This window comes from Streptomyces sp. BBFR25 (genome assembly GCF_044590125.1).
In the GTDB taxonomy this organism is placed as follows: Bacteria; Actinomycetota; Actinomycetes; order Streptomycetales; family Streptomycetaceae; genus Streptomyces; species Streptomyces canus_D.
This window is the reverse complement of the sequence record NZ_CP172447.1, coordinates 5603230-5625017: the sequence shown is the minus strand read 5'-3', so window position 1 is coordinate 5625017 and position 21788 is coordinate 5603230. Positions and strand designations below refer to the sequence as shown.

At 70.5% G+C, this 21788-nt stretch carries 19 protein-coding genes; 9 read left to right on the top strand and 10 right to left on the bottom strand.

The window, feature by feature from the left end; all coding sequences use genetic code 11:
- Window positions 1-250: 250 nt before the first annotated feature.
- The 5 genes from ACGH52_RS25775 to ACGH52_RS25755 form a co-directional block, all read right to left on the bottom strand.
- Window positions 251-3241, bottom strand: coding sequence for a toll/interleukin-1 receptor domain-containing protein (locus ACGH52_RS25775; RefSeq protein WP_371233150.1), 2991 nt, complete (start codon window positions 3239-3241; stop codon window positions 251-253).
- Between the two features lie 406 nt (window positions 3242-3647).
- The gene (locus tag ACGH52_RS25770; RefSeq protein ID WP_399942679.1) at window positions 3648-4232 is read right to left on the bottom strand and encodes a dihydrofolate reductase family protein; all 585 of its coding nucleotides are present in this window, start codon (window positions 4230-4232) and stop codon (window positions 3648-3650) included.
- A gap of 75 nt (window positions 4233-4307) precedes the next feature.
- A complete protein-coding gene (locus tag ACGH52_RS25765) occupies window positions 4308-4904 on the bottom strand; it encodes a GNAT family N-acetyltransferase (RefSeq protein ID WP_121701468.1) in 597 nt (198 codons plus the stop codon).
- 212 nt (window positions 4905-5116) lie between these two features.
- The gene (locus ACGH52_RS25760) at window positions 5117-6277 is read right to left on the bottom strand and encodes a family 2 encapsulin nanocompartment cargo protein polyprenyl transferase (protein ID WP_399942676.1); all 1161 of its coding nucleotides are present in this window, start codon (window positions 6275-6277) and stop codon (window positions 5117-5119) included.
- Between the two features lie 85 nt (window positions 6278-6362).
- The gene (locus ACGH52_RS25755) at window positions 6363-7769 is read right to left on the bottom strand and encodes a family 2B encapsulin nanocompartment shell protein (RefSeq protein ID WP_399942673.1); all 1407 of its coding nucleotides are present in this window, start codon (window positions 7767-7769) and stop codon (window positions 6363-6365) included.
- A gap of 338 nt (window positions 7770-8107) precedes the next feature.
- On the opposite strand from ACGH52_RS25755, the gene ACGH52_RS25750 reads away from it, so the two are divergent.
- Together ACGH52_RS25750 and ACGH52_RS25745 are read left to right on the top strand one after the other, a co-directional pair.
- Window positions 8108-8686: an N-acetylmuramoyl-L-alanine amidase gene (locus ACGH52_RS25750; RefSeq protein ID WP_059300641.1), complete on the top strand. Its 579-nt coding sequence runs from the start codon at window positions 8108-8110 to the stop codon at window positions 8684-8686.
- Between the two features lie 73 nt (window positions 8687-8759).
- A complete protein-coding gene (locus ACGH52_RS25745; RefSeq protein ID WP_399942670.1) occupies window positions 8760-9668 on the top strand; it encodes a 1-aminocyclopropane-1-carboxylate deaminase/D-cysteine desulfhydrase in 909 nt (302 codons plus the stop codon).
- A 31-nt stretch (window positions 9669-9699) separates the two neighbouring features.
- Here ACGH52_RS25745 and ACGH52_RS25740 read toward each other — a convergent pair whose 3' ends face one another.
- The gene (locus tag ACGH52_RS25740; RefSeq protein ID WP_399942667.1) at window positions 9700-11292 is read right to left on the bottom strand and encodes a Na+/H+ antiporter; all 1593 of its coding nucleotides are present in this window, start codon (window positions 11290-11292) and stop codon (window positions 9700-9702) included.
- Between the two features lie 61 nt (window positions 11293-11353).
- On the opposite strand from ACGH52_RS25740, the gene ACGH52_RS25735 reads away from it, so the two are divergent.
- From ACGH52_RS25735 to ACGH52_RS25725, 3 genes are all read left to right on the top strand, one after another.
- Window positions 11354-11614 carry a UBP-type zinc finger domain-containing protein gene (locus ACGH52_RS25735; protein ID WP_059300643.1) on the top strand — a complete coding sequence of 87 codons (261 nt, stop codon included), beginning with the start codon at window positions 11354-11356 and terminating at the stop codon, window positions 11612-11614.
- Between the two features lie 250 nt (window positions 11615-11864).
- Window positions 11865-12278, top strand: coding sequence for an anti-sigma regulatory factor (locus ACGH52_RS25730; protein ID WP_004925829.1), 414 nt, complete (start codon window positions 11865-11867; stop codon window positions 12276-12278).
- The gene (locus tag ACGH52_RS25725) at window positions 12275-13360 is read left to right on the top strand and encodes an RNA polymerase sigma factor SigF (protein ID WP_076976221.1); all 1086 of its coding nucleotides are present in this window, start codon (window positions 12275-12277) and stop codon (window positions 13358-13360) included. The genes ACGH52_RS25730 and ACGH52_RS25725 overlap by 4 nt, the downstream gene beginning before the upstream one ends.
- Before the next feature lie 46 nt (window positions 13361-13406).
- On the opposite strand, the gene ACGH52_RS25720 is transcribed toward ACGH52_RS25725, so the two are convergent.
- Window positions 13407-13865 (bottom strand): hypothetical protein, encoded by a 459-nt coding sequence (locus ACGH52_RS25720; RefSeq protein WP_121701454.1) that lies wholly within the window; start codon window positions 13863-13865, stop codon window positions 13407-13409.
- A gap of 127 nt (window positions 13866-13992) precedes the next feature.
- On the opposite strand from ACGH52_RS25720, the gene ACGH52_RS25715 reads away from it, so the two are divergent.
- Window positions 13993-14961, top strand: coding sequence for a diacylglycerol kinase family protein (locus ACGH52_RS25715; protein ID WP_121701457.1), 969 nt, complete (start codon window positions 13993-13995; stop codon window positions 14959-14961).
- A gap of 320 nt (window positions 14962-15281) precedes the next feature.
- Window positions 15282-15539 carry a WhiB family transcriptional regulator gene (locus ACGH52_RS25710; protein ID WP_003973730.1) on the top strand — a complete coding sequence of 86 codons (258 nt, stop codon included), beginning with the start codon at window positions 15282-15284 and terminating at the stop codon, window positions 15537-15539.
- Window positions 15540-15760: 221 nt separating this feature from the next.
- Here ACGH52_RS25710 and ACGH52_RS25705 read toward each other — a convergent pair whose 3' ends face one another.
- Together ACGH52_RS25705 and ACGH52_RS25700 are read right to left on the bottom strand one after the other, a co-directional pair.
- A complete protein-coding gene (locus ACGH52_RS25705) occupies window positions 15761-17227 on the bottom strand; it encodes a sensor histidine kinase (RefSeq protein WP_059300646.1) in 1467 nt (488 codons plus the stop codon).
- 438 nt (window positions 17228-17665) lie between these two features.
- Complete coding sequence (locus ACGH52_RS25700) at window positions 17666-18310, bottom strand: TetR/AcrR family transcriptional regulator (RefSeq protein WP_059300761.1); 645 nt, start codon at window positions 18308-18310, stop codon at window positions 17666-17668.
- A 96-nt stretch (window positions 18311-18406) separates the two neighbouring features.
- On the opposite strand from ACGH52_RS25700, the gene ACGH52_RS25695 reads away from it, so the two are divergent.
- Window positions 18407-19159: an SDR family oxidoreductase gene (locus tag ACGH52_RS25695; protein ID WP_076976219.1), complete on the top strand. Its 753-nt coding sequence runs from the start codon at window positions 18407-18409 to the stop codon at window positions 19157-19159.
- Between the two features lie 134 nt (window positions 19160-19293).
- Window positions 19294-20079 (top strand): glucosamine-6-phosphate deaminase, encoded by a 786-nt coding sequence (gene nagB / locus ACGH52_RS25690; protein WP_121701455.1) that lies wholly within the window; start codon window positions 19294-19296, stop codon window positions 20077-20079.
- Window positions 20080-20298: 219 nt separating this feature from the next.
- On the opposite strand, the gene ACGH52_RS25685 is transcribed toward nagB, so the two are convergent.
- Window positions 20299-21783 carry a glycoside hydrolase family 3 protein gene (locus ACGH52_RS25685; protein WP_059300649.1) on the bottom strand — a complete coding sequence of 495 codons (1485 nt, stop codon included), beginning with the start codon at window positions 21781-21783 and terminating at the stop codon, window positions 20299-20301.
- Window positions 21784-21788 lie beyond the last annotated feature (5 nt).

Sequence of the window (21788 nt, the reverse complement as noted above, 5' to 3'; positions counted from 1 at the left end):
AAAAGCAGTTAGTCACCGTACAACCTTCGGCTCTGCTGCACGGTGTCAATCGATATCCCGCTAACTCGTCGATCAGGTGTGCTGCGCCGCCAGAGAATGTGTCTGCCCAGCGCACAGCTCTTGCCGATGGACGGGCAAGCTGTTGAGTCGCCCTGCTCTTGGCCTTCCCACTAACCCGGCCTCTGCGGGGCAGATCTGGCCCCCAGCGGCATGTCCCAAGGTGGCTGCTAGCGCGGAGAGCACCGTGACCTCACTGCCGGGCACAGGGGTTGTGCGCCCGCGTGGTCGGTGCATCGGAAGCGCGTTGCAAAGTGCCCACGCGCGGGCTTCCGACAATGTCGCATACCGAGGAAAGCCAGGCGGCCGGAGTGAGTTTCCATGCGGCAACCGGGCCGTCCCACTCAGCCACTACCGCGGTGCGGCCGTCAGGCGCCGCGTCCACGGTGCTGGTGAGTACACCGGTGCTCTCCGGCACCCGCCACCGGGCGAACGGCTCGGATGACCCTCGCCGGTGAAAGGAGATGCCCGTTTCTTTGAACCATGTAAGCGTCTCTCCTGGGCCGGCCACTAAGTCGTCGAGCGTAGTTGTTGAGCCCAGCTCAGTGCGCGCGATGCGCTTGCCGGTAGCCATGTTCCAGTGCTCCACCCCGTACCAAAGGTCTTCGCCATCCTCGGGCCCGCGATAGAGGCTGATCAACAGTGTGGTGGAGCCAGTTATGCGCAGACCGATGACCGTCCCCTGCGGAGTGATACGGCGTACCGGCGCCGGGACACTCGTGGGAACAATGCCATTTGTGTTGCGGATCTCGATTACCGCGTGTCCCGTCGGGCTACCAGTGGACGTCAGGACGGCACTCCAGTTGCCCGTGGCATCGGTGTCGACCAGGCTGCCGGGCACAGAGCCCATCCACCTGCCCTCCGCACTGAGGAAGATCACGTCGCTCAACTGCGGGACCAGGAGATAGCCGTCAGCCGCGGTCACTCCGTTGAAGTCGTCAACATTGAGTTGGCCTGGGGACACAATCCACTGCGTAACGAGCGACGCCGCATCCCTGGAGACGAGCTGGCTCTCCTCGTGATGGCTCTCCACGCTCAGCAATCGGCTGCCATCCGGTGAGAAGTCGACATGACTCCTGCCAGGCCAGGCCACAATGCCCCGACTCCTGCCATTAGGCGCGGCGTCCGGCCGACGGCGTACTGTCAGCTCACGCTCACTCAGGACGGCGAGAGATTCACCTGCGGACATAGAAACATCCACAGCTTCCGCCGCGTTGGGAATCAAGGTGCGCCGGTGATCACGTTCAGGATCAACAACAGCGGCGCGCCGTGTCCCGTTAACCGCGAGCATGTCGCTCCCCAGAGCGCGTGCCATGCCGTGCAGGCGCTCGCCAGCCCTGAAGATCTCCTCGCCTTTCCCAGCGGTCAAGTCCCAGGAGGTGATCCTGCCTTCAACATCGGCGGTGAACAGCGTGCTTCCCGAACGGGAGAAGACCGCGAAGGCGCTCTCCGCTCGGGACAACCCCGGCGCGAGTTCGGGAGACTTCCCCATGCGCTTGCCTGTCAGTGTCTCGTATAGCTGGACTCGTCCGTCATTGACAACAGCCAACGCCTTACCGTCGTCACGTACTGCAGACGCCTGGCCAGCGGGGACCCACCTCACGGACGCCTCAGCGCCCCGCCAGTGCTGACGGTCCACATCCCAGACCCGCACCGCGATCTCGTTCGTTGCTGGACGGCTCAGTCGGCAGATGATCTCCCGGCCGGAGGGTGAAAAATGCACATCGGTGACGGCCGCACCAGGAAACCCCCTGCTGGAGCGCACCAGCCGCTCATCCCCAGCCCGTCGGACTTCCACTCCGTTGTCAACCAGTTCCTCAGCGGCCACGACGCCTTCTGATTCCTGGGCAAATGCCCCGGGCCAGGCGATGTCTCCAGACCGAGAGATGTCAAAAGAGCTGACTCCGTCGCCCAGTCTCTGCGGTGCTACTCCTGCACTGTTCAGATCCCACCGCACCGTCGGGCCGCTGATCTGAGTCGCAAACAGTGAACGGCCACTCGCGTCGAATCTCAATTGCGTGTACTCGCCCTCCCAACCCGTTGCGGGCGGGGATTCCGATTCCGGTTTAGGAAGCTGCAAGTCTGCCAGTCGCGACCCATCAGGTCCCAGGACTCTGATGCTCTGCCCGTCACCGTGCGTGTACGCCAGCTCTCCCTTAGGCCCGACGGCGGTGGTGGTGAAATCGCGGTCAGGGTCCTCACCGATATCCACCAGCCGGTGTACATGCCGTAGCTCGTACACCCGCTCGGCTAGCGCTGCCTCATGCCCCGGATCCTTCTCGCCCGTGTCCAGGCCCGCCGCCGCCAGAGTCAGTCTGGCCGCCCTCAGCGGATCGCTCTGTGCCGCTTGACCCGCATCAACCAGCAGCCTCCTGGCCGCCGCCCGTGCTTGTTGCTGCTCTCCCACCTCTTGGGCAGCATTCACCCGTGCAAGGAGCACACTGGTACCTACCGCCGCTGCAGCCAGAAAGACCCCTACGGTGGACAAAAGCCGTCGGCGATAGCGACCATCCTCATCGAGAAGCGGTTCCATGTCGACGTCGCGCAGAAAGGCGGCGATCTTGGCTACTGGCTCGCGGACCCGCTTGCGATGCAAGGAGCGCCACCTCAGCGCACGCACCGCCACCAGGTCAACGATCACGGGCGAATCGTCGAAGCATCCCGACAGCGCACGCGGAATGGCGGTGCTGTGATTCCAGTCGAAGTCACTGGTGACAGAGTCCCAGCGGTGCGTGCCCGCCGTGATGGCGATCTGAATTCTCCGGCTTCCAGGGAGGCTCCTCCAGAGCTTAATCTCCTCGTTTACCCAGTGCGACTCGGCGGCCTGCGGCGAGGCTAGGAGGATGAACTCCCGTGACTGGCGCAACGCTCTCTGGAGTTCCAGGGGAAGTGAGTCCCCCATCCGCGTTCCCGACCGGTCCACGTAGATCTCGGTACCCGGTCGAGGACGGAACCGGGATACTCCGATCCTCCGCAGAAGCCGCCTGAGACCAGGGGCGAAGGCCGCATCGGCCTCCCAGTTGTACGAAATGAACGCGTCATAGCGCGGACGTTCGTCCACAGAGCCGGGGCCTGCAGCCGCAGCATGCCCCGCCCCAGCCCGCCTAGAGCTCCTGTGATGCGCCCCTTGCCACAAGTTCCAGCGCCGCGCGGATCCCGCGCGGCTCCCCTCCCCGCGCTTCATCCAGCCCCTCCCAGTCTTGTTGCGCCGACCCTTCCCGTATCACAAGCCAGTTATACAAGTGGCTGTAGGTGCTGCGGCAGCATGCCCTGCACCAGACAACCGAACGTGTGGCAGGAAGCATGAACCGACCGGACAGGCGCAGCAGTCCGCACACAGTCCGCAAGACACCCACTCAAGACCGTCGCACCCCATCGCTACCCATCACCAAAAGGCCAGGCCAGCGACCTGCGGCACCCATCCCCGCAGGTCACCGACCCGCCCCGTTACTAGGAGACCAAGAAGGCCTGACGCACGTCAGCATCCCGGGGCCGGCGATCGGTGCACCATCGCAGGCCGCAGGGCAGCCCGAAGGGGCCCGGCCGTCATTCGGCCGGGCCCCTTCGGCGTTGTCGGGGGCAGGGCGGGCTCAGCGCTTGCGGTGGTACGTCCGCACCACGACGCCGTTGCCGAAACTCCGCACCGAGTCCGGTACGAACTCGGCGACCTCGAAGCCGGAGGCGAACATCGGCATGCCGGTGCCGAGCACCACCGGGTAGGTCTTGACGACCAGCTCGTCCACCTCGTCGACCAGTTCGCCGGCGACGGCCGATCCGCCGCACAGGTAGATGTCGAAGGCGCTGTCCTCCGCCTTCAACTCCCTGACCCTGCCGACCAGGTCCGTCGAGATGATCTCGACGTTCGGGTCGGGCGACTCGGTGAGCGTGCGCGAGGCGACGTACTCGCGCAGATGCGCGTACGGGCTGGTGATGCCCTCCTTGAGGGCCAGGTCGTAGCTGGCCCTTCCCTGGACGACCGTGTCGAACCGCTGGTTTCGCAGGTCGTCGAGGCCGAGCGCCCGGCGGCCCTGAGTGGCCATCGTCTCCGGGTACTCCGCCTTCAGGAACCCAAGGAACTCCTCGTCGACGTACGGGTACATGAACGACGCGTCGCCGTCCGGACCGCCGATGAAGCCGTCGATCGAGCAGGCGATGAAGTACGTGAGTTTGCGCAAACCGGTTTCCCCCTCAGATTGACCACTACAGTCACAGTACTCCATACGTAGTGGTGTGGGGAGTGGATTATGCGATTACCGGGTCCGGGGCTCGCGCCACATCGGCCACATACGGGGGCCGTCCGGCAGGTCCAGGGCCTGGCCGGCGAACTCGAAGCCGAGGCGCTCGTACAGCACCTTGCCGCGGGCGCTGCTCGCCTCGAGGTAGGCGGGCAGCCCCTCGCGGTCACAGCGGTCGAGGACGCTCTCGATCAGCGCGGTGCCCAGTCCCTCGCCCTGCCGTCCGGGGAGCACGCCGATCATCCACAGGTACTCGTGGGCCCGGCCGGTGGGGTGGATGCCGCCCGTGAGCCGGGCTATCAGCTCCACGCGCTCGTTCCCCGGGTCGACGGCCTCGCGGAGCCGTGCGGGATCGTCGTCGGCGCCCTCGTGCTCGTCCGCCCGGACGGGCAGCCACAGCGCGCAGGCGGCGCCGTCCTCGGTGAGGTCGATGCGGCCGTCGGCGAAGACGGCGTCGGCGAACGAGGCCATGAGCCGGTGATGCGTCCGGCGCCGGTACTCCTCGCCGGGAAAGACCCAGCTGCTCACCGGATCGTCCTGGAAGGCCTCGTCCAGCAACCGGACGACCAGATCCCGGTCGTCCTCACCCGCCGTCCGGATCACCACACCCATGCCTCGCCCCTTCGACTCAACACCGCTCGCATGTACGGCGGTTGAGCCTAGCCGCTGGGCACCGCGCCCCCAGCCGGAGAGACAAGAAGGCGGGCCCCGCACACCGTGGGGAAGTGCGGGACCCGCCCAACCGGAGCCGTCGGCGGTGCGGCCGTACGTCGGTCAGGTGCCGTACGGCCCTGCACGGGCTCCGGGGTCTTGCGTGGCGGCGCTCAGGTGCTGCGCCGGGTCACGAACTCGGCCAGCGCGAGCAGGCCGCCCGCCGCCTCCGGCTCGGGCACGGCACGGGCCAACTCCTGCATGGCCCTCGCCATCCGGTCGGCCGCCTGGGCCTGCGCCCAGTCCCGGCCACCGGCCCGCTCCACGGCCAGGGCGGTGCGCTCCAGGTCCTCCTTGCCCTCGTCGTACGGCGCCGCGTACAGCTCGGCCAGTTCGGCGGCGGCCGGGGTGCCGGAGTTCAGGGCGGCGACCACCGGCAGGGACTTCTTGCGGGCGGCCAGGTCCGCACCGGCCGGCTTGCCGGTGTGGCGCGGGTCGCCCCATATGCCGATGACGTCGTCGATGAGCTGGAAGGCCAGCCCGGCCTCACGGCCGAAGGCGTCCAGCGCCTCGACGTCCTCCGCGGTCGCACCCGCGTACAGCGCGCCGAGGGCGCAGGCGCAGCCCAGCAGGGCGCCCGTCTTGGCCTCGGCCATGGCGAGCGTCTCGTCGAGCGTGACCTCGCCCGGCGGGCGCCGCTCCATGGCCGTGTCCGCGTGCTGGCCCTCGCACAGCTCCATGACGCAGTCGGCCAGGCGGGTGGCCGCCGCCGCGGACGCCGGGTGCGGGTCCGCGGCGAGCAGCCGCAGGGCGAGTGCCTGGAGGGCGTCCCCGGCGAGGATCGCGTCGGCGTCGCCGAACACGGTCCACGCGGTCGGCCGGTGTCGCCGGGTGGCGTCCCGGTCCATCACGTCGTCGTGCAGCAAGGTGAAGTTGTGGACCAGTTCCACCGCCGCGGCGGCCCGACCGGCCGCCGCGCGGGCCGCCGGTCCACCGAGCGCAGTCGCCGCGGTGAGGACGAGCGCGGGGCGGATCGCCTTGCCCGCGTTGCCCGCCGCCGGTGTGCCGTCCGCGTGCTGCCAGCCGAAGTGGTAGAGCGCGATCCGGCGCATCGACTCGGGCAGCGAGGCGATGGCGGACCGCAGTTCGGGGTCGACCGACGCCCGTGACTCGCTCAGCAGTACGGCCGCCTCGTGTCCTTCGGCCACCGCCTGTCCCTGCCCGTCGGACGACACCCCCGGCTCCTTCTCGCGCTGTGTGCCGATGGGTCCGTGCCTTTCCGGCGTACCGGTGGGACGGCGCGTCGCGGTGGCGCCGCGCCAAGTCTCCGTCATGGACTCACCTTCCCCCTGGGCCCGCCCGTACCCCGGGGGTGTACCCGCCCGGGAGGGCGGGGACACGGCGTTCGGGACAGTGGGGTCACTGCCAGCGGCCGATCTCGACGTTCTCCAGGACGCCGAGCGCGTCCGGTACCAGGACGGCGGCCGAGTAGTAGGCCGTGACCAGGTACTTGATGACGGCCTGTTCATTGATGCCCATGAAGCGCACCGACAGACTCGGCTCGATCTCGTCCGGGATGCTGGTGGCCCGCAGCCCGATGACGCCCTGGTCCTGCTCGCCGGTACGCATCGCGATGATCGACGACGTGCGGGCCTCGGTGACCGGAATCTTGTTGCACGGGTAGATGGGCACACCGCGCCAGGTCGGGATGCGGTTCCCGGCGACGTCGATCGTCTCGGGGACGAGACCGCGCCTGTTGAGCTCGCGGCCGATGGCGGCGATGGCGCGCGGGTGGGCGAGGAGCAGCTTGGTGCCGCGCCGGCGGCTCAGCAGTTCGTCGAGGTCGTCCGGACCGGGCACGCCGTCGTGCGGCTGGATGCGCTGGTCGTACTCGCAGTTGTGGAGCAGGCCGAACTCGCGGTTGTTGATGAGCTCGTGCTCCTGACGCTCCTTGAGCGCCTCGACCGTCAGCCGGAGCTGCTGTTCGGTCTGGTTCATCGGCTGGTTGTACAGGTCGGCCACGCGCGAGTGGATGCGCAGCACGGTCTGCGCGACGCTCAGTTCGTACTCACGGGGCCGGGCCTCGTAGTCGACGAAGGTGTGCGGGATGTCCGGCTCGCCGGTGTGGCCGGCCGCGAGGTCGATCTCCTTCTCACCGTGCTTGTTGGTGCGCTGCTCCGGGATCGAGCGCTGCTGCTCCAGGTGCTCGCGCAGCGAGTCCGACCGCTCCGCGACCTGCTCCACCTCCTGGCGGGGCAGCACCAGCACCGTGCAGGCGGTGACCGTGCGGGCGGTGAACTCCCAGATGGCGTCCCCGTCGAGGAGCGCCTGGTCGCCGAAGTAGGCGCCGTCGGCGAGGACGCCGAGCACCGCGTCGTCGCCGTAGGGACCGGTGCCGACCTTCTCGATCCTGCCGTGTGCCAGCAGGTAGACCTCGTCGGCCCGGCCGCCGAACGAGGCGAGGACCTCGCCGGGGCCGAACTCCCGCTGCTCACAGCGCTGCGCGAGTTCCGACAGGACCTCGTCGTCCTCGTACGACCGCAGGGCCGGCAGCTCGCCCAGCTCCGCGGGGATGACCTCGACGCGGTCGCCGGTCTTCACGAACGTCACGCGACCGTCGCCGACGGCGAAGGTCAGACGCCGGTTGACCCGGTACGTGCCGCCCTGGATGTCCACCCAGGGGAGCGAGCGCAGCAGCCAGCGCGAGCTGATCTCCTGCATCTGGGGAACGGACTTGGTGGTGGTGGCCAGGTTCCGCGCGGCCGCCGTGCCAAGGCTCTGCTGCGGCCTGGTCTGCTCGGTGCGGACCTCTTCGCCTACCGACATAAGGAAATGCCCTCCCGGTCATGCCGGACGGCTGCGCCCGGCATCGATGTGCAAGGACCAGCCTTCCTCACGGAGCGTGCCGGTGCTATTACACGAAAGAGCGGGAATGGATCACGTGCGGCCGGGGCAGATATGGGGGCTTGTCCGGCGTCTCGGCGACTTGTCCGGCTCCGTCCGGCCCTGTTCGGCACCGCTGGCCGGGATGAGATTGGCTGAAACGATTCGCACACCGACCGAGCAAGTAATAGGAGGTGCTCCGTTTCGGTACAAGCTCCGTACGAGGCGGTCGCGTCGGGCGGTCGTCACGCAGCGTGAAGGAGCCGGCCGTGGCCTCACCCATGTCCGCAGGCAGTTTCCTCAAGGCACTCAAGGCGGAGGGGCTCACCGTCGTCGAGGTCGGCGACTGGCGGGACCACAACCGCAACCACAAGGGCGCCTGGGGCCCCGTGCACGGTGTGATGATCCACCATACGGTCACCAGGGGCAGCGCGCGGACGGTGGACATCTGCCGCAAGGGTCACGAGAGCCTGCCCGGCCCCCTGTGCCACGGCGTCATCACCAAGGACGGCCGCGTGCACCTGGTCGGCTACGGCCGCGCCAACCACGCCGGTCCGGGCGACGACGACGTCCTGCGCGCGGTGATCGCGGAGAAGGCCCTGCCCCGGGACAACGAGGCGAACACCGACGGCAACCGGCACTTCTACGGCTTCGAGTGCGAGAACCTCGGCGACGGCGACGACCCTTGGCCTGCGGCGCAGCTGGAGGCGATCGAGCGGGCCGCCGCGGCCGTGTGCCGCCACCACGGCTGGAACGAGCGGTCCGTCATCGGTCACCTGGAGTGGCAGCCGGGGAAGGTGGACCCGCGCGGGTTCACGATGACCTCGATGCGGGAGCGGATCCGGGACCGGCTGAAGTGATCCGGGACCGGCCCGAGTGACCAGGGGACGAGCGAACGAGGTGTCCACCGCGCGGCGGCGCGACAATGACGGGGTGACCGGCACCGACACCCCCGACCTCGCCGCCCTGCGGCCCCGGCTGCCCTCTCCCCTGCACGAGGCGGCCGACGGACGGTTCGAGCGGCACGGTGTCAGGTTGCTGCTCAAGCGGGACGACCTGATCCACCCCGAGCTGGTCGGCAACAAATGGCGCAAACTGGCGCCGACCCTCGCCACGGCGGGCGGCCGTGCCCTCGTCACGTTCGGCGGCGCCTACTCCAACCACCTGCGGGCCGCGGCCGCCGCGGGTCGGCTGCTCGGGCTGCCCACGGTGGGCGTGGTCCGCGGTCACGAGCTGTCCGGCCGGCCGCTCAACCCCTCGCTGGCCCGGTGCGCCGCCGACGGGATGCGGCTGCACTTCGTGGACCGCTCGACGTACCGGCGCAAGTCCGAACCGGAGACGCTCGCGGCCCTCCTGCGCGCGGTGGACGCCGAGGACGCCGTGGTCGTCCCCGAAGGGGGCAGCAACGCGGAGGCCGTGCGCGGCTGCCGCGCCCTGGGCGAGGAACTGGGCGAACACGCCGACGTGGCCGCCATCGCCTGCGGCACCGGCGGCACCCTCGCCGGACTGGCCGCCGGGCTTCCCCGGGGGCGGCGGGCCCTGGGCATACCCGTGCTCAGAGGCGGCTTCCTGAAGGCCGACATAGAGCGGCTCCAGGAACGCGCGTTCGGCGGGCCGCGCGGCGCCTGGAGCCTGGACGACCGCTTCCACCACGGCGGCTACGCCCGCACGACGCCCGGGCTGGACGCCTTCGCCAAGGACTTCGAACACCGCCACGGCCTCCCCGTGGAGCGCGTCTACGTCGCCAAGTTGCTGTACGCCCTGCTCGCACTCACCGAGGAGGGCGCCTTCCCGCGCGGGACGACCCTGGCGGCGGTCGTCACCGGCCGCCCCTTCCCCTGAGGGGCCCCGGCCGCCGCGCCGGTGCGCCCGCTCAGGTGCTCTCCCGGTAGGCCGCCGCCTCCTCCAGGTCCAGTCGGCGCAGCAGTGTCCGGAGCATCTCGTCGTCGATGTAGCGGCCGTCCCGCAGCCGGACGAAGACCTCCCGTTCGGCGCTGATCATCTCCCGGGAGAGCCGCCGGTAGGTGTCGTCGACGGTCTCGCCGGTGACGGGATTGACCTGTCCGAGCCGTTCCCAGACGGCGTTGCGGCGTCGCTCCAGGACCGTGCGCAGGCGGTCGGCGAGGGGGGCCGGCAGCGTGTTGCGCTCGTCGGCGAGCAGGTCGTCCAGGCGCTGCTCGGCGACCCGCGATGCCTGCGCCTGCGCGTTGGCCTCCGCCAGCGTCTCGGCCTGCACGTCGTGCGCCGGGAACTTCAGCAGCCGGATCAGCGGCGGCAGGCTGACGCCCTGGACGACCAGCGTGCCGATGACGGTCGTGAAGGTGAGGAACAGGATGAGGTTGCGCTCGGGGAAGGGCTCGCCGCCGTGCACGGTGAGCGGGATGGAGAAGGCGATGGCCAGGGAGACCACGCCCCGCATCCCGGCCCAGCCGATCACGAACGGCCCCTTCCAGGAGAGGTCGCCCTCGCGCGCGCGTACGCGTGCCGACAGCCGGGGCAGGAAGGTCGCCGGGTACACCCACACGAACCTCGCCACGGCGACCACCAGGAAGACGGCGAGGGCGTACCAGGCGGCGTCGATCCCCTCGTACTCCCCCAAGCCCTTGAGGACGACGGGCAGCTGGAGTCCGATGAGGGCGAACACGGCCGACTCCAGGACGAACGCGACCATCTTCCACACCGCCTCCTCCTGGAGCCGGGTGGCGAAATCGACCTCCCACGCGCGGTGCCCGAGGTAGAGCGCGACGACGACCACCGCGAGCACCCCCGAGGCGTGCACCTGCTCGGCGACCGCGTAGGCGACGAAGGGGATCAGCAGAGAGAGCGTGTTCTGCAGCAGCGCCTCCCTGAGGTGGGTGCGCAGCCAGTGCAGCGGCACCATCAGGACCAGTCCGACGCCGACGCCGCCCACCGCCGCGATCAGGAACTCGCCGATCCCGCCGGCCCAGGTCGCGCCCTCGCCGACGGCCGCCGCGAGCGCCACCTTGAAGGCGGTGATGGCGGTGGCGTCGTTCACCAGGGACTCGCCCTGGAGGATCGTGGTGATCCGGGAGGGCAGCCCCACGCGGCGGGCGACCGCCGTGGCCGCGACGGCGTCCGGGGGCGCCACCACCGCGCCGAGCACCAGGGCCGCGGTCAGCGGCAGGCCCGGCACGATGACGTAGGCGGCGCAGCCGACGACGAAGGTGGCGAACAGGACGTAGCCCACCGACAGCAGCGCCACGGGCCGCGCCTGCGCCCGCAGGTCCAGGTACGAGCTGTCGGTGGCCGCCGTGTGGAGCAGCGGGGGCAGCAGCAGGGGCAGGACGATGTGCGGGTCGAGGGTGTAGTCGGGCACGCCGGGCACGTAGCTCACCGCCAGGCCCGCCGCGACCAGCAGCAGCGGCGCCGGTACCGGTACGCGCAGTCCCGCCGCGGCGATCGCGGCGCTGCCCGCCACCAGCAACAGCAGCGGCATCACGTCCATGGTCCTCGCCCGCCCTCGTCTTCCGCGCGGTCACCCGCACGCCCGTCGTAACCTGGCAATCATGAAACAGTGCACGCACGCCGACGCGCTGCCGCACCCGGAACCCGAGCCGTGCGGCGAGACCTGCCCGGAGTGCCTGGCAGAAGGCACGGACCCGGTGCAGCTGAGGCTGTGTCTCAGCTGCGGCCATGTCGGCTGCTGCGACTCCTCGCCGAGGCAGCACGCGACGGCGCATCACAAGGAGACCGGTCACCCGGTGATGCGGACCTTCGAGCCCGGGGAGAGCTGGCGCTGGTGCTTCGTCGACCACGTCCTCGTGTGACCTCTGCCCGGGACGGTTCGACCGTCTGACGTCTGGGTACGTCAACCCGGCGCGCGCTCTTCCGATTTGGGCCCGCCCACCCCCTAGCCACTGTGCGTGTTCGCGTGTTTACTATGAGTGACAGCATGGGGTTGGGGTCTCGGGGACAGGAAACTTCGGAGCGCGATAACGTCACCGCTGAACCATGTATCGCGTTATCCCGAGGGGCGTCCCTCGGCCCTGTAACGCTTGTACCACCTTGGAGGTGAGGGTGTCCCAGATCGCAGGCGAGCCCGCGACCCAGGACTTCGTCGAAGTCCGGCTGCCGGCCGCGGGTGCCTACCTGTCGGTGCTGCGTACGGCGACGGCCGGCCTCGCAGCTCGTTTGGACTTCACCCTCGACGAGATCGAGGACCTGCGCATCGCAGTCGACGAGGCCTGCGCGATCCTGCTTCAGCAGGCCGTGCCCGGCTCGGTGCTCAGTTGTGTCTTCCGCCTCGTCGACGACTCTCTCGAAGTCACCGTCTCGGCGCCGACCACGGACGGCCACGCCCCCTCGCGGGACACCTTCGCCTGGACGGTGCTCTCCGCCCTCGCGGGCAAGGTCTCCTCCGCCGTGGACGAGGACAAAACCGTTTCGATCAGCCTCTACAAACAGCGCGGCGCGGGACCCGGGCCGGCGTGAGGGACGGGGACGGGCCGGTGCGGGACGAAGAGCGCGGTACACGGGAGCTGCCGGCCGAGGGCACACGTTCTCCGAACGAGGCGCGACGCACGGCGGACGGCATCGACGGCATCCCCGAGCAGGCCCGGCCGCATCCGGAGGACGAGACCTCGCCCGAGGCCGTCGCTCCGGGCGACGGGCAGCGGACCGGGGAGACCCCCGTCCGGCCCGTCCGAGCGGAGGCGAGGGCTCGGGAAAGGGCAACGGGCGGGACGATGAGCGAGCACGAGCGACACTCCGAGGGCCACGCGCCCGGCGCACGGGGCGCGCAGGGCACCCGGCACGACCCGCAGGACCGCAGTGGTGCGCGCCTCCTGTTCGCCGAGCTGCGCACGCTGACGAAGGACAGCCCGGAGTACGCGGAGCTGCGCAATCGGCTGGTCCGCATGCATCTGCCGCTGGTCGAGCACCTCGCGCGCCGCTTCCGCAACCGCGGTGAGCCCCTGGACGACCTCACCCAGGTCGCCACCATCGGACTGATCAAGTCGGTGGACCGCTTCGACCCGGACCGCGGGGTGGAGTTCTCCACCTACGCGACCCCGACGGTCGTCGGCGAGATCAAGCGGCACTTCCGGGACAAGGGCTGGGCGGTGCGCGTCCCGCGCCGGCTCCAGGAGCTGCGGCTGGCCCTGACGACGGCCACGGCGGAGCTCTCCCAGCTGCACGGCCGCTCCCCCACGGTCCACGAGCTGGCCGAGAAGCTGGCGATCTCGGAGGAGGAGGTCCTGGAGGGCCTGGAGTCGGCCAACGCGTACTCCACGCTGTCCCTGGACGTCCCGGACACCGACGACGAGTCCCCGGCGGTCGCCGACACCCTCGGCGCCGAGGACGAGGCCCTCGAAGGGGTCGAGTACCGGGAGTCGCTCAAGCCACTCCTCGAGGACCTGCCCCCGCGCGAGAAGCGCATCCTCCTCCTGCGCTTCTTCGGCAACATGACCCAGTCCCAGATCGCGCAGGAGGTCGGGATCTCGCAGATGCACGTCTCCCGGCTGCTGGCCCGCACGCTGGCACAGCTGCGGGAGAAGCTGCTGGTCGAGGAGTAGCCGCCGGGCCGGGCACCACCTGGGCGCCGTCGTCGGGCGCCCGGAGCTACTTCCCGGCGCTGCCGGGTCCCCGGATGCCCAGGGCCTCGGTGGCGGTGGGATTGACGAGCAGCACCAGCCCGGCGACAGCCACCACCGCGAGCACGATGCCCGCCGGGACGGCCAGGCTGTCGGCCCGCACCATGGTGTAGGCGACGGGCAGCGCCATGATCTGCGTGATCACGGCGGGTCCCCGGCTCCAGCCCTTCCGGCCGAGCAGTCCACGGGCGGCAAGCAGCGGCAGCAGCGCCAGGACGATCAGGGTGACACCGCCGGTGACGGCCGAGGTCCGGTCGTCGGGGTGCCCGGTGAGGCCCTCTACGAGCATCCAGACCCCGCCGACGACCAGCGCCAGGCCCTCCAGTGCGGCAAGGGCGGCCGCGGCGGTCAGCCGTCCGGGGCGGGGGCCCGCCTCTTCGGCTTCGGCGGCTGCGGAAGTGGGTGCGGGGGTCTGCTCACTGCTCACCCCTGAAGGGTAGCCCTCGGCATCCGCGCGCCCGCCCGGGTGTCGGGCGTATCACGCGCACGGGGAGCCGGTGGGGTTCTTCACCTCGGTCTGGGCCGAGTACCACCCAGTAGGTACCCTGCACAGCATGCGTGCACTTCTCGTGGTCAATCCGGCGGCAACCACCACGAGCGCGCGCACGCGCGACGTGCTGATCCACGCGCTCGCGAGCGAGATGAAGCTGGAAGCGGTCACCACCGAGTACCGCGGCCACGCGCGCGACCTCGGCCGGCAGGCGGCGCAGAGCGACGACGTCGACCTGGTGGTGGCCCTCGGCGGCGACGGCACGGTGAACGAGGTCGTCAACGGTCTGCTGCACGCGGGACCCGACCCCGAGCACCTGCCCGGTCTTGCGGTGGTCCCCGGCGGTTCGACCAACGTCTTCGCCCGCGCCCTCGGTCTGCCCAACCACGCGGTGGAGGCCACCGGCGCCCTGCTGGACGCCCTGCGCGAGGGCCGCGAGCGGACCGTCGGTCTGGGCCTGGCGTCGGGTACGCCGGGCTCGGAGGACGAGGCGGTCCCGGCCCGCTGGTTCACCTTCAACGCCGGTCTCGGCTTCGACGCCGGTGTGGTGGGCCGCGTCGAGCAGCACCGCGAGCGCGGCAAGAAGTCGACGCACGCCCTCTACGTCCGCCAGGTGGTGCGCCAGCTCTTCGGCGAACCGCACCGCCGCAGCGGGACGATCACCCTGGAGCGGGCGGGCGAGGACCCGGTCACCGGTCTCGTGCTCTCCATAGTTTCGAACACCTGCCCGTGGACGTTCCTCGGCAACCGCCCGATCTACGCCTCCCCCGAGGCGTCGTTCGACACCGCGCTCGACGTCTTCGGGCTCAGCCGGCTGTCGACGGCCGCCGTTGCCCGGTATGGCACCCAGTTGCTCACTTCGTCCCCCGAGCGCGGGCCGCGCGGTCGGCACGCGGTCTCCCTGCATGATCTGACCGACTTCACCTTGCATTCGAAGGTGCCTCTGCCCCTTCAGATGGACGGTGACCACCTGGGGTTGCGAACCAGCGTGACGTTCACAGGCGTACGCCGTGCACTGCGTGTGATTGTGTGAGCAGAAGGGGCGAAAGTCCTTTCACTCGAACGTTTAGACCAGGGTCCACCCCATGGAAGTACGGCTGTGACCTAGTCGACACCGAAGAATCAAAAAAAACTTTCCGGAAGGGGTTGTATCCGCCGCCGAGGTTTGCGAGTCTCTTCTTGGCGATCGGGACAGCCCGCAGGACCGGCATCCACAGATCACCGGAACCCCTCTTCAAACCACAGGACCACGCCAGGGAACCTGGCGCTAGGCCCTTCCCTTGTTGAGGGATTCGTGAAAGCGTTCACATTCACAAGCATCCCAGCATGTAATACCAAGGAGAGGTAGCAGCCATGGACTGGCGTCACCGCGCCGTTTGCCGCGAGGAAGACCCCGAGCTCTTCTTCCCCATCGGCAACACCGGTCCCGCGCTGCTGCAGATCGAGGAAGCCAAGGCCGTCTGCCGTCGCTGCCCCGTCATGGAGCAGTGCCTGCAGTGGGCGCTCGAGTCCGGCCAGGACTCCGGCGTCTGGGGTGGTCTCAGCGAGGACGAGCGCCGCGCAATGAAGCGCCGTGCCGCCCGCAACCGGGCTCGTCAGGCCTCCGCCTGACAACCCACCCCTACTGACAGCCTCAGCTTGGCGGCGCGTACAGCGAGTACGCATCCCCCGCTCCCGAGCCGCAGCGCGCAGTACCCCCGATGCGCATCGGACGATGTATCGCACGAGCACTGGCCTCGGACCTTCACAGGTCCGGGGCTTTTTGCTGTGCCCACGCCCTCGCGCAGGCCCTCGCGCCCGCGCGCCCCCACGCTCCGTGTCGCGTGTGCGCCTTACTTCTCGGCGGGCACCGGGATGTCGAGGATCACGCGGGTGCCGCGCTCCGAGGCGGGGACCATGTCGAAGGTGCCGCCCAGCTCGCCCTCCACCAGGGTGCGGACGATCTGCAGACCGAGATTGCCGGAGCGGTGCGGGTCGAAGTCCTCGGGCAGGCCGACGCCGTCGTCCTGGACGGTGACCAGCAGCCGGGCCTCCTTGGTCGTGCCGCCGCGCACCGCGGAGACCTCGACCGTGCCGGTGTCGCCGTCCCGGAAGCCGTGCTCCAGGGCGTTCTGCAGCACCTCGGTCAGGACCATGGACAGCGGGGTGGCGACCTCGGCGTCGAGGATGCCGAAGCGTCCGGTGCGCCGGCCGGTGACCTTGCCCGGTGAGATCTCCGCCACCATCGCGAGCACGCGGTCGGCGATCTCGTCGAACTCCACGCGCTCGTCCAGGTTCTGGGAGAGCGTCTCATGCACGATCGCGATCGAGCCCACCCGGCGGACGGCCTCCTCCAGCGCCTCGCGGCCCCGGTCGGACTCGATGCGCCGGGCCTGCAGGCGCAACAGGGCCGCCACGGTCTGGAGGTTGTTCTTCACCCGGTGGTGGATCTCCCGGATGGTGGCGTCCTTGGTGATCAACTCGCGCTCGCGGCGGCGCAGTTCCGTCACGTCGCGCAGGAGTACGAGCGAACCGATGCGGGTGCCCTTGGGCTTGAGCGGGATGGCACGGAACTGGATCACCCCGTCGTGCGCCTCGATCTCGAACTCGCGCGGCGCCCAGCCGCTGGCGACCTTGGCGAGCGCCTCGTCCACCGGGCCGCGGGAGGGGGCGAGTTCGGCGGTGGTGCGGCCGAGGTGATGCCCCACCAGGTCGGCGGCGAGCCCCATGCGGTGGTAGGCCGACAGGGCGTTCGGGGAGGCGTACTGGACGATGCCGTCGCCGTCGACCCTGATCAGGCCGTCGCCGACGCGGGGCGAGGCGTCCATGTCGACCTGCTGGTTCTCGAACGGGAAGGCACCGGCCGCGATCATCTGGGCGAGGTCCGAGGCGCTCTGCAGATAGGTCAGCTCCAGGCGGCTCGGGGTGCGCACGGTGAGCAGGTTGGTGTTGCGGGCGATGACCCCGAGGACGCGGCCCTGGCGGCGTACGGGGATGGACTCGACGCGGACCGGGACCTCCTCGCGCCACTCGGGGTCGCCCTCGCGCACGATGCGGCCCTCGTCCAGGGCGGCGTCCAGCATGGGGCGCCGGCCGCGCGGGACGAGGTGGCCGACCATGTCGTCCTGGTACGAGGTGGGTCCCGTGTTGGGCCGCATCTGGGCGACGGAGACGTAGCGCGTGCCGTCCCGGGTGGGGACCCACAGGACCAGGTCGGCGAAGGAGAGGTCGGAGAGAAGCTGCCACTCCGAGACCAGCAGATGGAGCCACTCGAGGTCGCTGTCGTCGAGCGCGGTGTGCTGGCGTACGAGTTCGTTCATGGAGGGCACGGGGCTGAGCGTACCTGGCGGTACGGACAGTGATCGAAGCCAGCCGCTCCGCACTGCTCCCCCGCTCCCGGACAGGGCCCGGATGACCCCGGAAACACCCGCGGGCCGCGGCGCCTGGGAGGGACCCTCAACCCTCCCGGCACCGCAGCCCGGAGCAACATCGGCCGTGGGGTGTGCGGTCCCGGTCGGCCGAAGGATGAGGAGCCGGGGCAGTCAGGGCAGAGAGCTCCGGTTCCTCGGTCCGTCCTCCTGTGCGGGGAGGACGGAAGCCTGACGATCACCTTGCGCTGGCGACACGGTCGGTGCCTCGCTGACCATTGTGGACTAGACCACTAACCGTGTCCATGCGGTGGACGTTGTTTGTTGTTGGTGACTTCTGCCGACCGCACCACGCGTCCGGGCAGCCGCCAGAAGCCTAACCCTGATGGCTCAGCCTCGGGGCCAGACCGTCAGGGCAATTTCCGCGAGCGCCTCCAGCTCCGTCCGGCTCGCGCCGTCGCGCGCCTGCTGGGACATGCCCTGGATCATCGCCCCGGTGTACCGGGCGAGGGCGGCGGCGTCGGTGTCCGGCGGCAGTACGCCCGCCTCCACGTCGGCGCCGATCCGGCGCTCTATGGCGGCGATGTTGGCGTTGCGCCGCTCCCGCAGGGACTCCTCGACCTCGGCGGTCGAGCAGTTGGCGGCCGCGTGGATGACGAGGCAGCCGGGCGGCCGGCCGGGGGCCGTGTACTCGGCGGCGGCCTCGCGCAGCATCCTCTCTATACCCGCGCGCGCGGTCGGCTCCTCGGCGAGGGCACGGTCGCCGAAGGAGCCGTACCGCACGCCGTACTCCTGGACGACCTCCTCGAAGAGCGAGCGCTTGTCGCCGAAGGCGGCATAGAGGCTCGGGGCGCCGATGTCCATGACCCGGGTCAGGTCGGAGACGGACGTGGCCTCGTAGCCGTGCTCCCAGAACGCCAGCAGCGCGGCCTCCAGCGCCGTCGCCCGGTCGAAGGAGCGCGGACGGCCGCGGGTCCTGGCCGCACCGCTCCGGGCGGACCCCCCGGACCGTTCACTCTTCTCACCGCTCACCATGGAGTGCATTTTATAGCGGCCACTAGAAAAAGTCCGCCCGGCTGCTGTACGGTCATTTTTGTAGCGACCACTAGTGAATGCGAAGGGGGCGTCGGGATGAGCACGCTTGCGGGCAGGACGGCACTCGTCACGGGGGCGAGCAGGGGCATCGGGCGGGGCATCGCGGAGCGGCTGGGCCGCGACGGCGCGCGGGTCGGGGTGCACTACGGGAGGAACGCGGCGGCGGCGCGCGAGACGGTCGCCGCGATCGAGGCCGCGGGCGGCTCGGCGTTCACGGTCGAGGCCGACCTGGCCGCTCCGGGCGCCGCCGAGGCACTCTGGGAGGAGTTCGACAGACACGCCGACGGCCTGGACATCCTGGTGAACAACGCGGGGATCGGCAGCACCCGCCCCATCGGGGAGATAGGAGAGGCGGAGTACGACGCGGTTTTCACGGTCAACGTGAAGGCGCCGTTCTTCATCCTCAAGCACGGCATGAGCCGGCTGCGCGACGGCGGCCGGGTCGTCAACATCTCGTCGGGACTGGCGCGTACGGCCGCGATGCCGGACAACATGGCGTACGCGATGACGAAGGGCGCGCTGGACGTCTTCTCGCGCGACCTCTCCAAGGTGCTGGGCGCCCGCGGCATCACGGTGAACTCGGTGGCGCCCGGCATCATCGACACGGACAACACGGCCGAGTTGCTGCACGGGAGCGCGGACGGCTGGGAGCGGGCCGCGGCACTCTCCGCGCTGGGTGGGGTGGGTTCGACCGCCGAGGTGGCCGACGTCGTCGCGTTCCTCGCCTCGCACGGGGGCCGATGGGTCACGGGAAGCTGGGTGGACGCCACGGGAGGTTCACTGACCTGACACCACGCTCGGCGCACCACCACTCGTCCGACCGTTTCAGCGCGACCGCGGGGGCCTGCTCTGTTAGATTGGTCTAAACCACATAGCCAGTCCCGGGCCCCGGGTGAGTCCTCTCTTCGAAACGGCAGGCCAGCGTGGAAGTTGTCATCGTTCCCGATGCCAAGGCGGGCGGCGAACTCATAGCCGAAGCCATGGCACAGCTGCTCCGGCGCAAGCCCGACGCCCTGCTCGGTGTGGCCACCGGCTCGACGCCGCTGCCCGTGTACGAGGCGCTGGCGGACAAGGTGCGCTCGGGTGCCGTGGACACCGCGCGGGCGCGGATCGCCCAGCTCGACGAGTACGTGGGGCTGCCCGCGGAGCACCCGGAGTCGTACCGCTCGGTGCTGCGGCGCGAGGTGCTCGAACCGCTGGGCATCGGCATGGACGCGTTCATGGGCCCCGACGGGACGGCCGCGGACGTGCAGGCGGCGTGCGAGGACTACGACCGGGCGCTCGGCGGCGCCGGCGGGGTCGACCTCCAGTTGCTGGGCATCGGCACCGACGGGCACATCGGTTTCAACGAGCCGTGCTCCTCGCTCGCCTCGCGGACGCGGATCAAGACCCTGACCGAGCAGACTCGGGTCGACAACGCGCGCTTCTTCGACGGCGACATCGAGCAGGTGCCGCACCACGTGATCACCCAGGGCATCGGCACCATCCTGGAGGCCCGGCACGTGGTGCTGCTCGCCACCGGCGAGGGCAAGGCCGACGCGGTCGCCGCGAGCGTCGAGGGCCCGGTCGCCGCCGTGTGCCCGGCCTCCGCGCTGCAGTTGCACCCGCACGCCACGGTCGTCGTCGACGAGGCCGCCGCGTCCAAGCTGAAGCTCGCCGACTACTTCCGGCACACCTACGCCCACAAGCCGGACTGGCAGGGCATCTGACCCGTCCCTTCCCCGCGTGCGCATTCTCGCGGGACGGACACCCGCGTGCGAAAGGCGCCGGATCCCCACGGGGACCCGGCGCCTTCGTGCGTCCCGGGCCCACGCCCCCTACGCACACGCCCCCACGCACACAGCCCCCACGCCACCGCGCCGCCCGCGTGCCGAAGGCGCCGGTCCCGTGGCGGGGGCCGACGCCTTCGGCGTAGCGCGGGGTCTTGGTCAGACGCCCGCGATGGCCTCCGCCGCCGCTCGGCCGCAGACGCGGGCCGCGCCGTGGGTGGCGAGGTGGGCGGCGCCGCGGGGCTCCGCACGCGGGACGCCCATCTCGACGACGATCGTGTCGGGGCGGGCCGCCAGGAGGACGTCCAGGGCCGCCGCCATCCACGGGTGGCGGTGCTCGTCACGGACGACGGCGACGATGCGGCGGGAGCCCGCCGCGGCCAGCGCCTCGCGGCCGGCGTCGGCCCCGTTGAAGCTGCCGGTCTCGGTGCCCGGCAGCAGGCGGCACAGCTCGGCGGCCACGCCCCAGGGCGTCTCGTCGCCGACCGCGATGTTCGCCACCGGGGTGAACGCGGCGACGTACGGCGGCTCGGCGAGGGGGGCCAGGGCGCCGGTGACGCGCAGCGCGCGGCGGGCCGCACGCAGGCCCACGTCGCCGTCGGCGGCGTCCGACGCCCCGTCGCCGGGACGGTTCTCCGCGGCCCAGCGGGACAGGGACCGGACGCGTTCGGCCGCGTCGGCCAGGCGCTCCTCGGGGAGTTCGCCCGCGCGGACCGCCTCGACCAGCGCGTCGCTCAGCCGCCGTACGGTGCCCTCGTCGTGCAGGCCGCCGCCCACGCAGATCGCGTCGGCACCGGCGGCGATGGCCAGGACCGTGCCCCGCTCGATGCCGTACGCGCCCGCGATGGCCTTCATCTCGATGCCGTCGGTGACGACGAGCCCGTCGTAGCCCAACTCGCCCCGCAGGAGGTCGGTCAGGATGCGGCGGGACAACGTTGCCGGAAGCTCCGGGTCCAGGGCCGGGACCAGGATGTGGGCGCTCATCACCGCACGGCTGCCGGCCGCGACGGCCGCGCGGAACGGGACCAGGTCGCGCTCGGCGAGCACGTCGGCGTCCACGTCGATGCGCGGCATGGCGTGGTGGGAGTCGATGCCCGTGTCGCCGTGGCCCGGGAAGTGCTTGGCGCAGGTGGCCACGCCCGCGGACTGCATCCCGGTGATGTAGGCCGCGGTGTGCCGGGCGACCAGGTCGGTGTCGGCGCCGAAGGCGCGCACGCCGATCACCGGGTTGTCCGGGTTGGAGTTCACGTCGGCGGACGGCGCCCAGTTGAAGTTGACGCCCGAGGCGGCGAGCCGGCGGCCCAGTTCCGCGGCCACCGCCCGGGTGAGCCCGACGTCGTCCACCGCGCCCAGGGCGTGGTTGCCGGGGAAGGAGGAGCCGGTGCGCACCTCGAGCCGGGTGACGTCGCCGCCCTCCTCGTCGATCGCGACCAGCAGGTCCTCGCGCTCGGCGCGCAACTGCGCGGTCAGGGCCGCCACCTGCTCGGGCGAGGTGACGTTGCGCCCGAACAGGGCGACGGAGGCCAGCCCTTCGCCGATGCGGCGCAGCAGCCAGTCGGGGGCGGTGGTGCCGGCGAAGCCGGGCTGGAGGACGGTGAGCGCGTCGCGCGTGAGGGTGTCGGTGGCCCTCGCGAGGGTCGTCATCGGTG

What these genes read in the sequence shown, in the direction of transcription:
- ACGH52_RS25775 (WP_371233150.1), bottom strand. Translation starts at nt 3,241, where the DNA reads ATGAAGCGCGGGGAGGGGAGCCGCGCGGGATCCGCGCGGCGCTGGAAC.
- ACGH52_RS25765 (WP_121701468.1), bottom strand. Translation starts at nt 4,904, where the DNA reads ATGGGTGTGGTGATCCGGACGGCGGGTGAGGACGACCGGGATCTGGTC.
- ACGH52_RS25760 (WP_399942676.1), bottom strand. Translation starts at nt 6,277, where the DNA reads ATGACGGAGACTTGGCGCGGCGCCACCGCGACGCGCCGTCCCACCGGT.
- ACGH52_RS25755 (WP_399942673.1), bottom strand. Translation starts at nt 7,769, where the DNA reads ATGTCGGTAGGCGAAGAGGTCCGCACCGAGCAGACCAGGCCGCAGCAG.
- ACGH52_RS25750 (WP_059300641.1), top strand. Translation starts at nt 8,108, where the DNA reads ATGTCCGCAGGCAGTTTCCTCAAGGCACTCAAGGCGGAGGGGCTCACC.
- ACGH52_RS25740 (WP_399942667.1), bottom strand. Translation starts at nt 11,292, where the DNA reads ATGGACGTGATGCCGCTGCTGTTGCTGGTGGCGGGCAGCGCCGCGATC.
- ACGH52_RS25735 (WP_059300643.1), top strand. Translation starts at nt 11,354, where the DNA reads ATGAAACAGTGCACGCACGCCGACGCGCTGCCGCACCCGGAACCCGAG.
- ACGH52_RS25715 (WP_121701457.1), top strand. Translation starts at nt 13,993, where the DNA reads ATGCGTGCACTTCTCGTGGTCAATCCGGCGGCAACCACCACGAGCGCG.
- ACGH52_RS25710 (WP_003973730.1), top strand. Translation starts at nt 15,282, where the DNA reads ATGGACTGGCGTCACCGCGCCGTTTGCCGCGAGGAAGACCCCGAGCTC.
- ACGH52_RS25705 (WP_059300646.1), bottom strand. Translation starts at nt 17,227, where the DNA reads ATGAACGAACTCGTACGCCAGCACACCGCGCTCGACGACAGCGACCTC.
- ACGH52_RS25700 (WP_059300761.1), bottom strand. Translation starts at nt 18,310, where the DNA reads ATGGTGAGCGGTGAGAAGAGTGAACGGTCCGGGGGGTCCGCCCGGAGC.
- ACGH52_RS25695 (WP_076976219.1), top strand. Translation starts at nt 18,407, where the DNA reads ATGAGCACGCTTGCGGGCAGGACGGCACTCGTCACGGGGGCGAGCAGG.
- ACGH52_RS25685 (WP_059300649.1), bottom strand. Translation starts at nt 21,783, where the DNA reads ATGACGACCCTCGCGAGGGCCACCGACACCCTCACGCGCGACGCGCTC.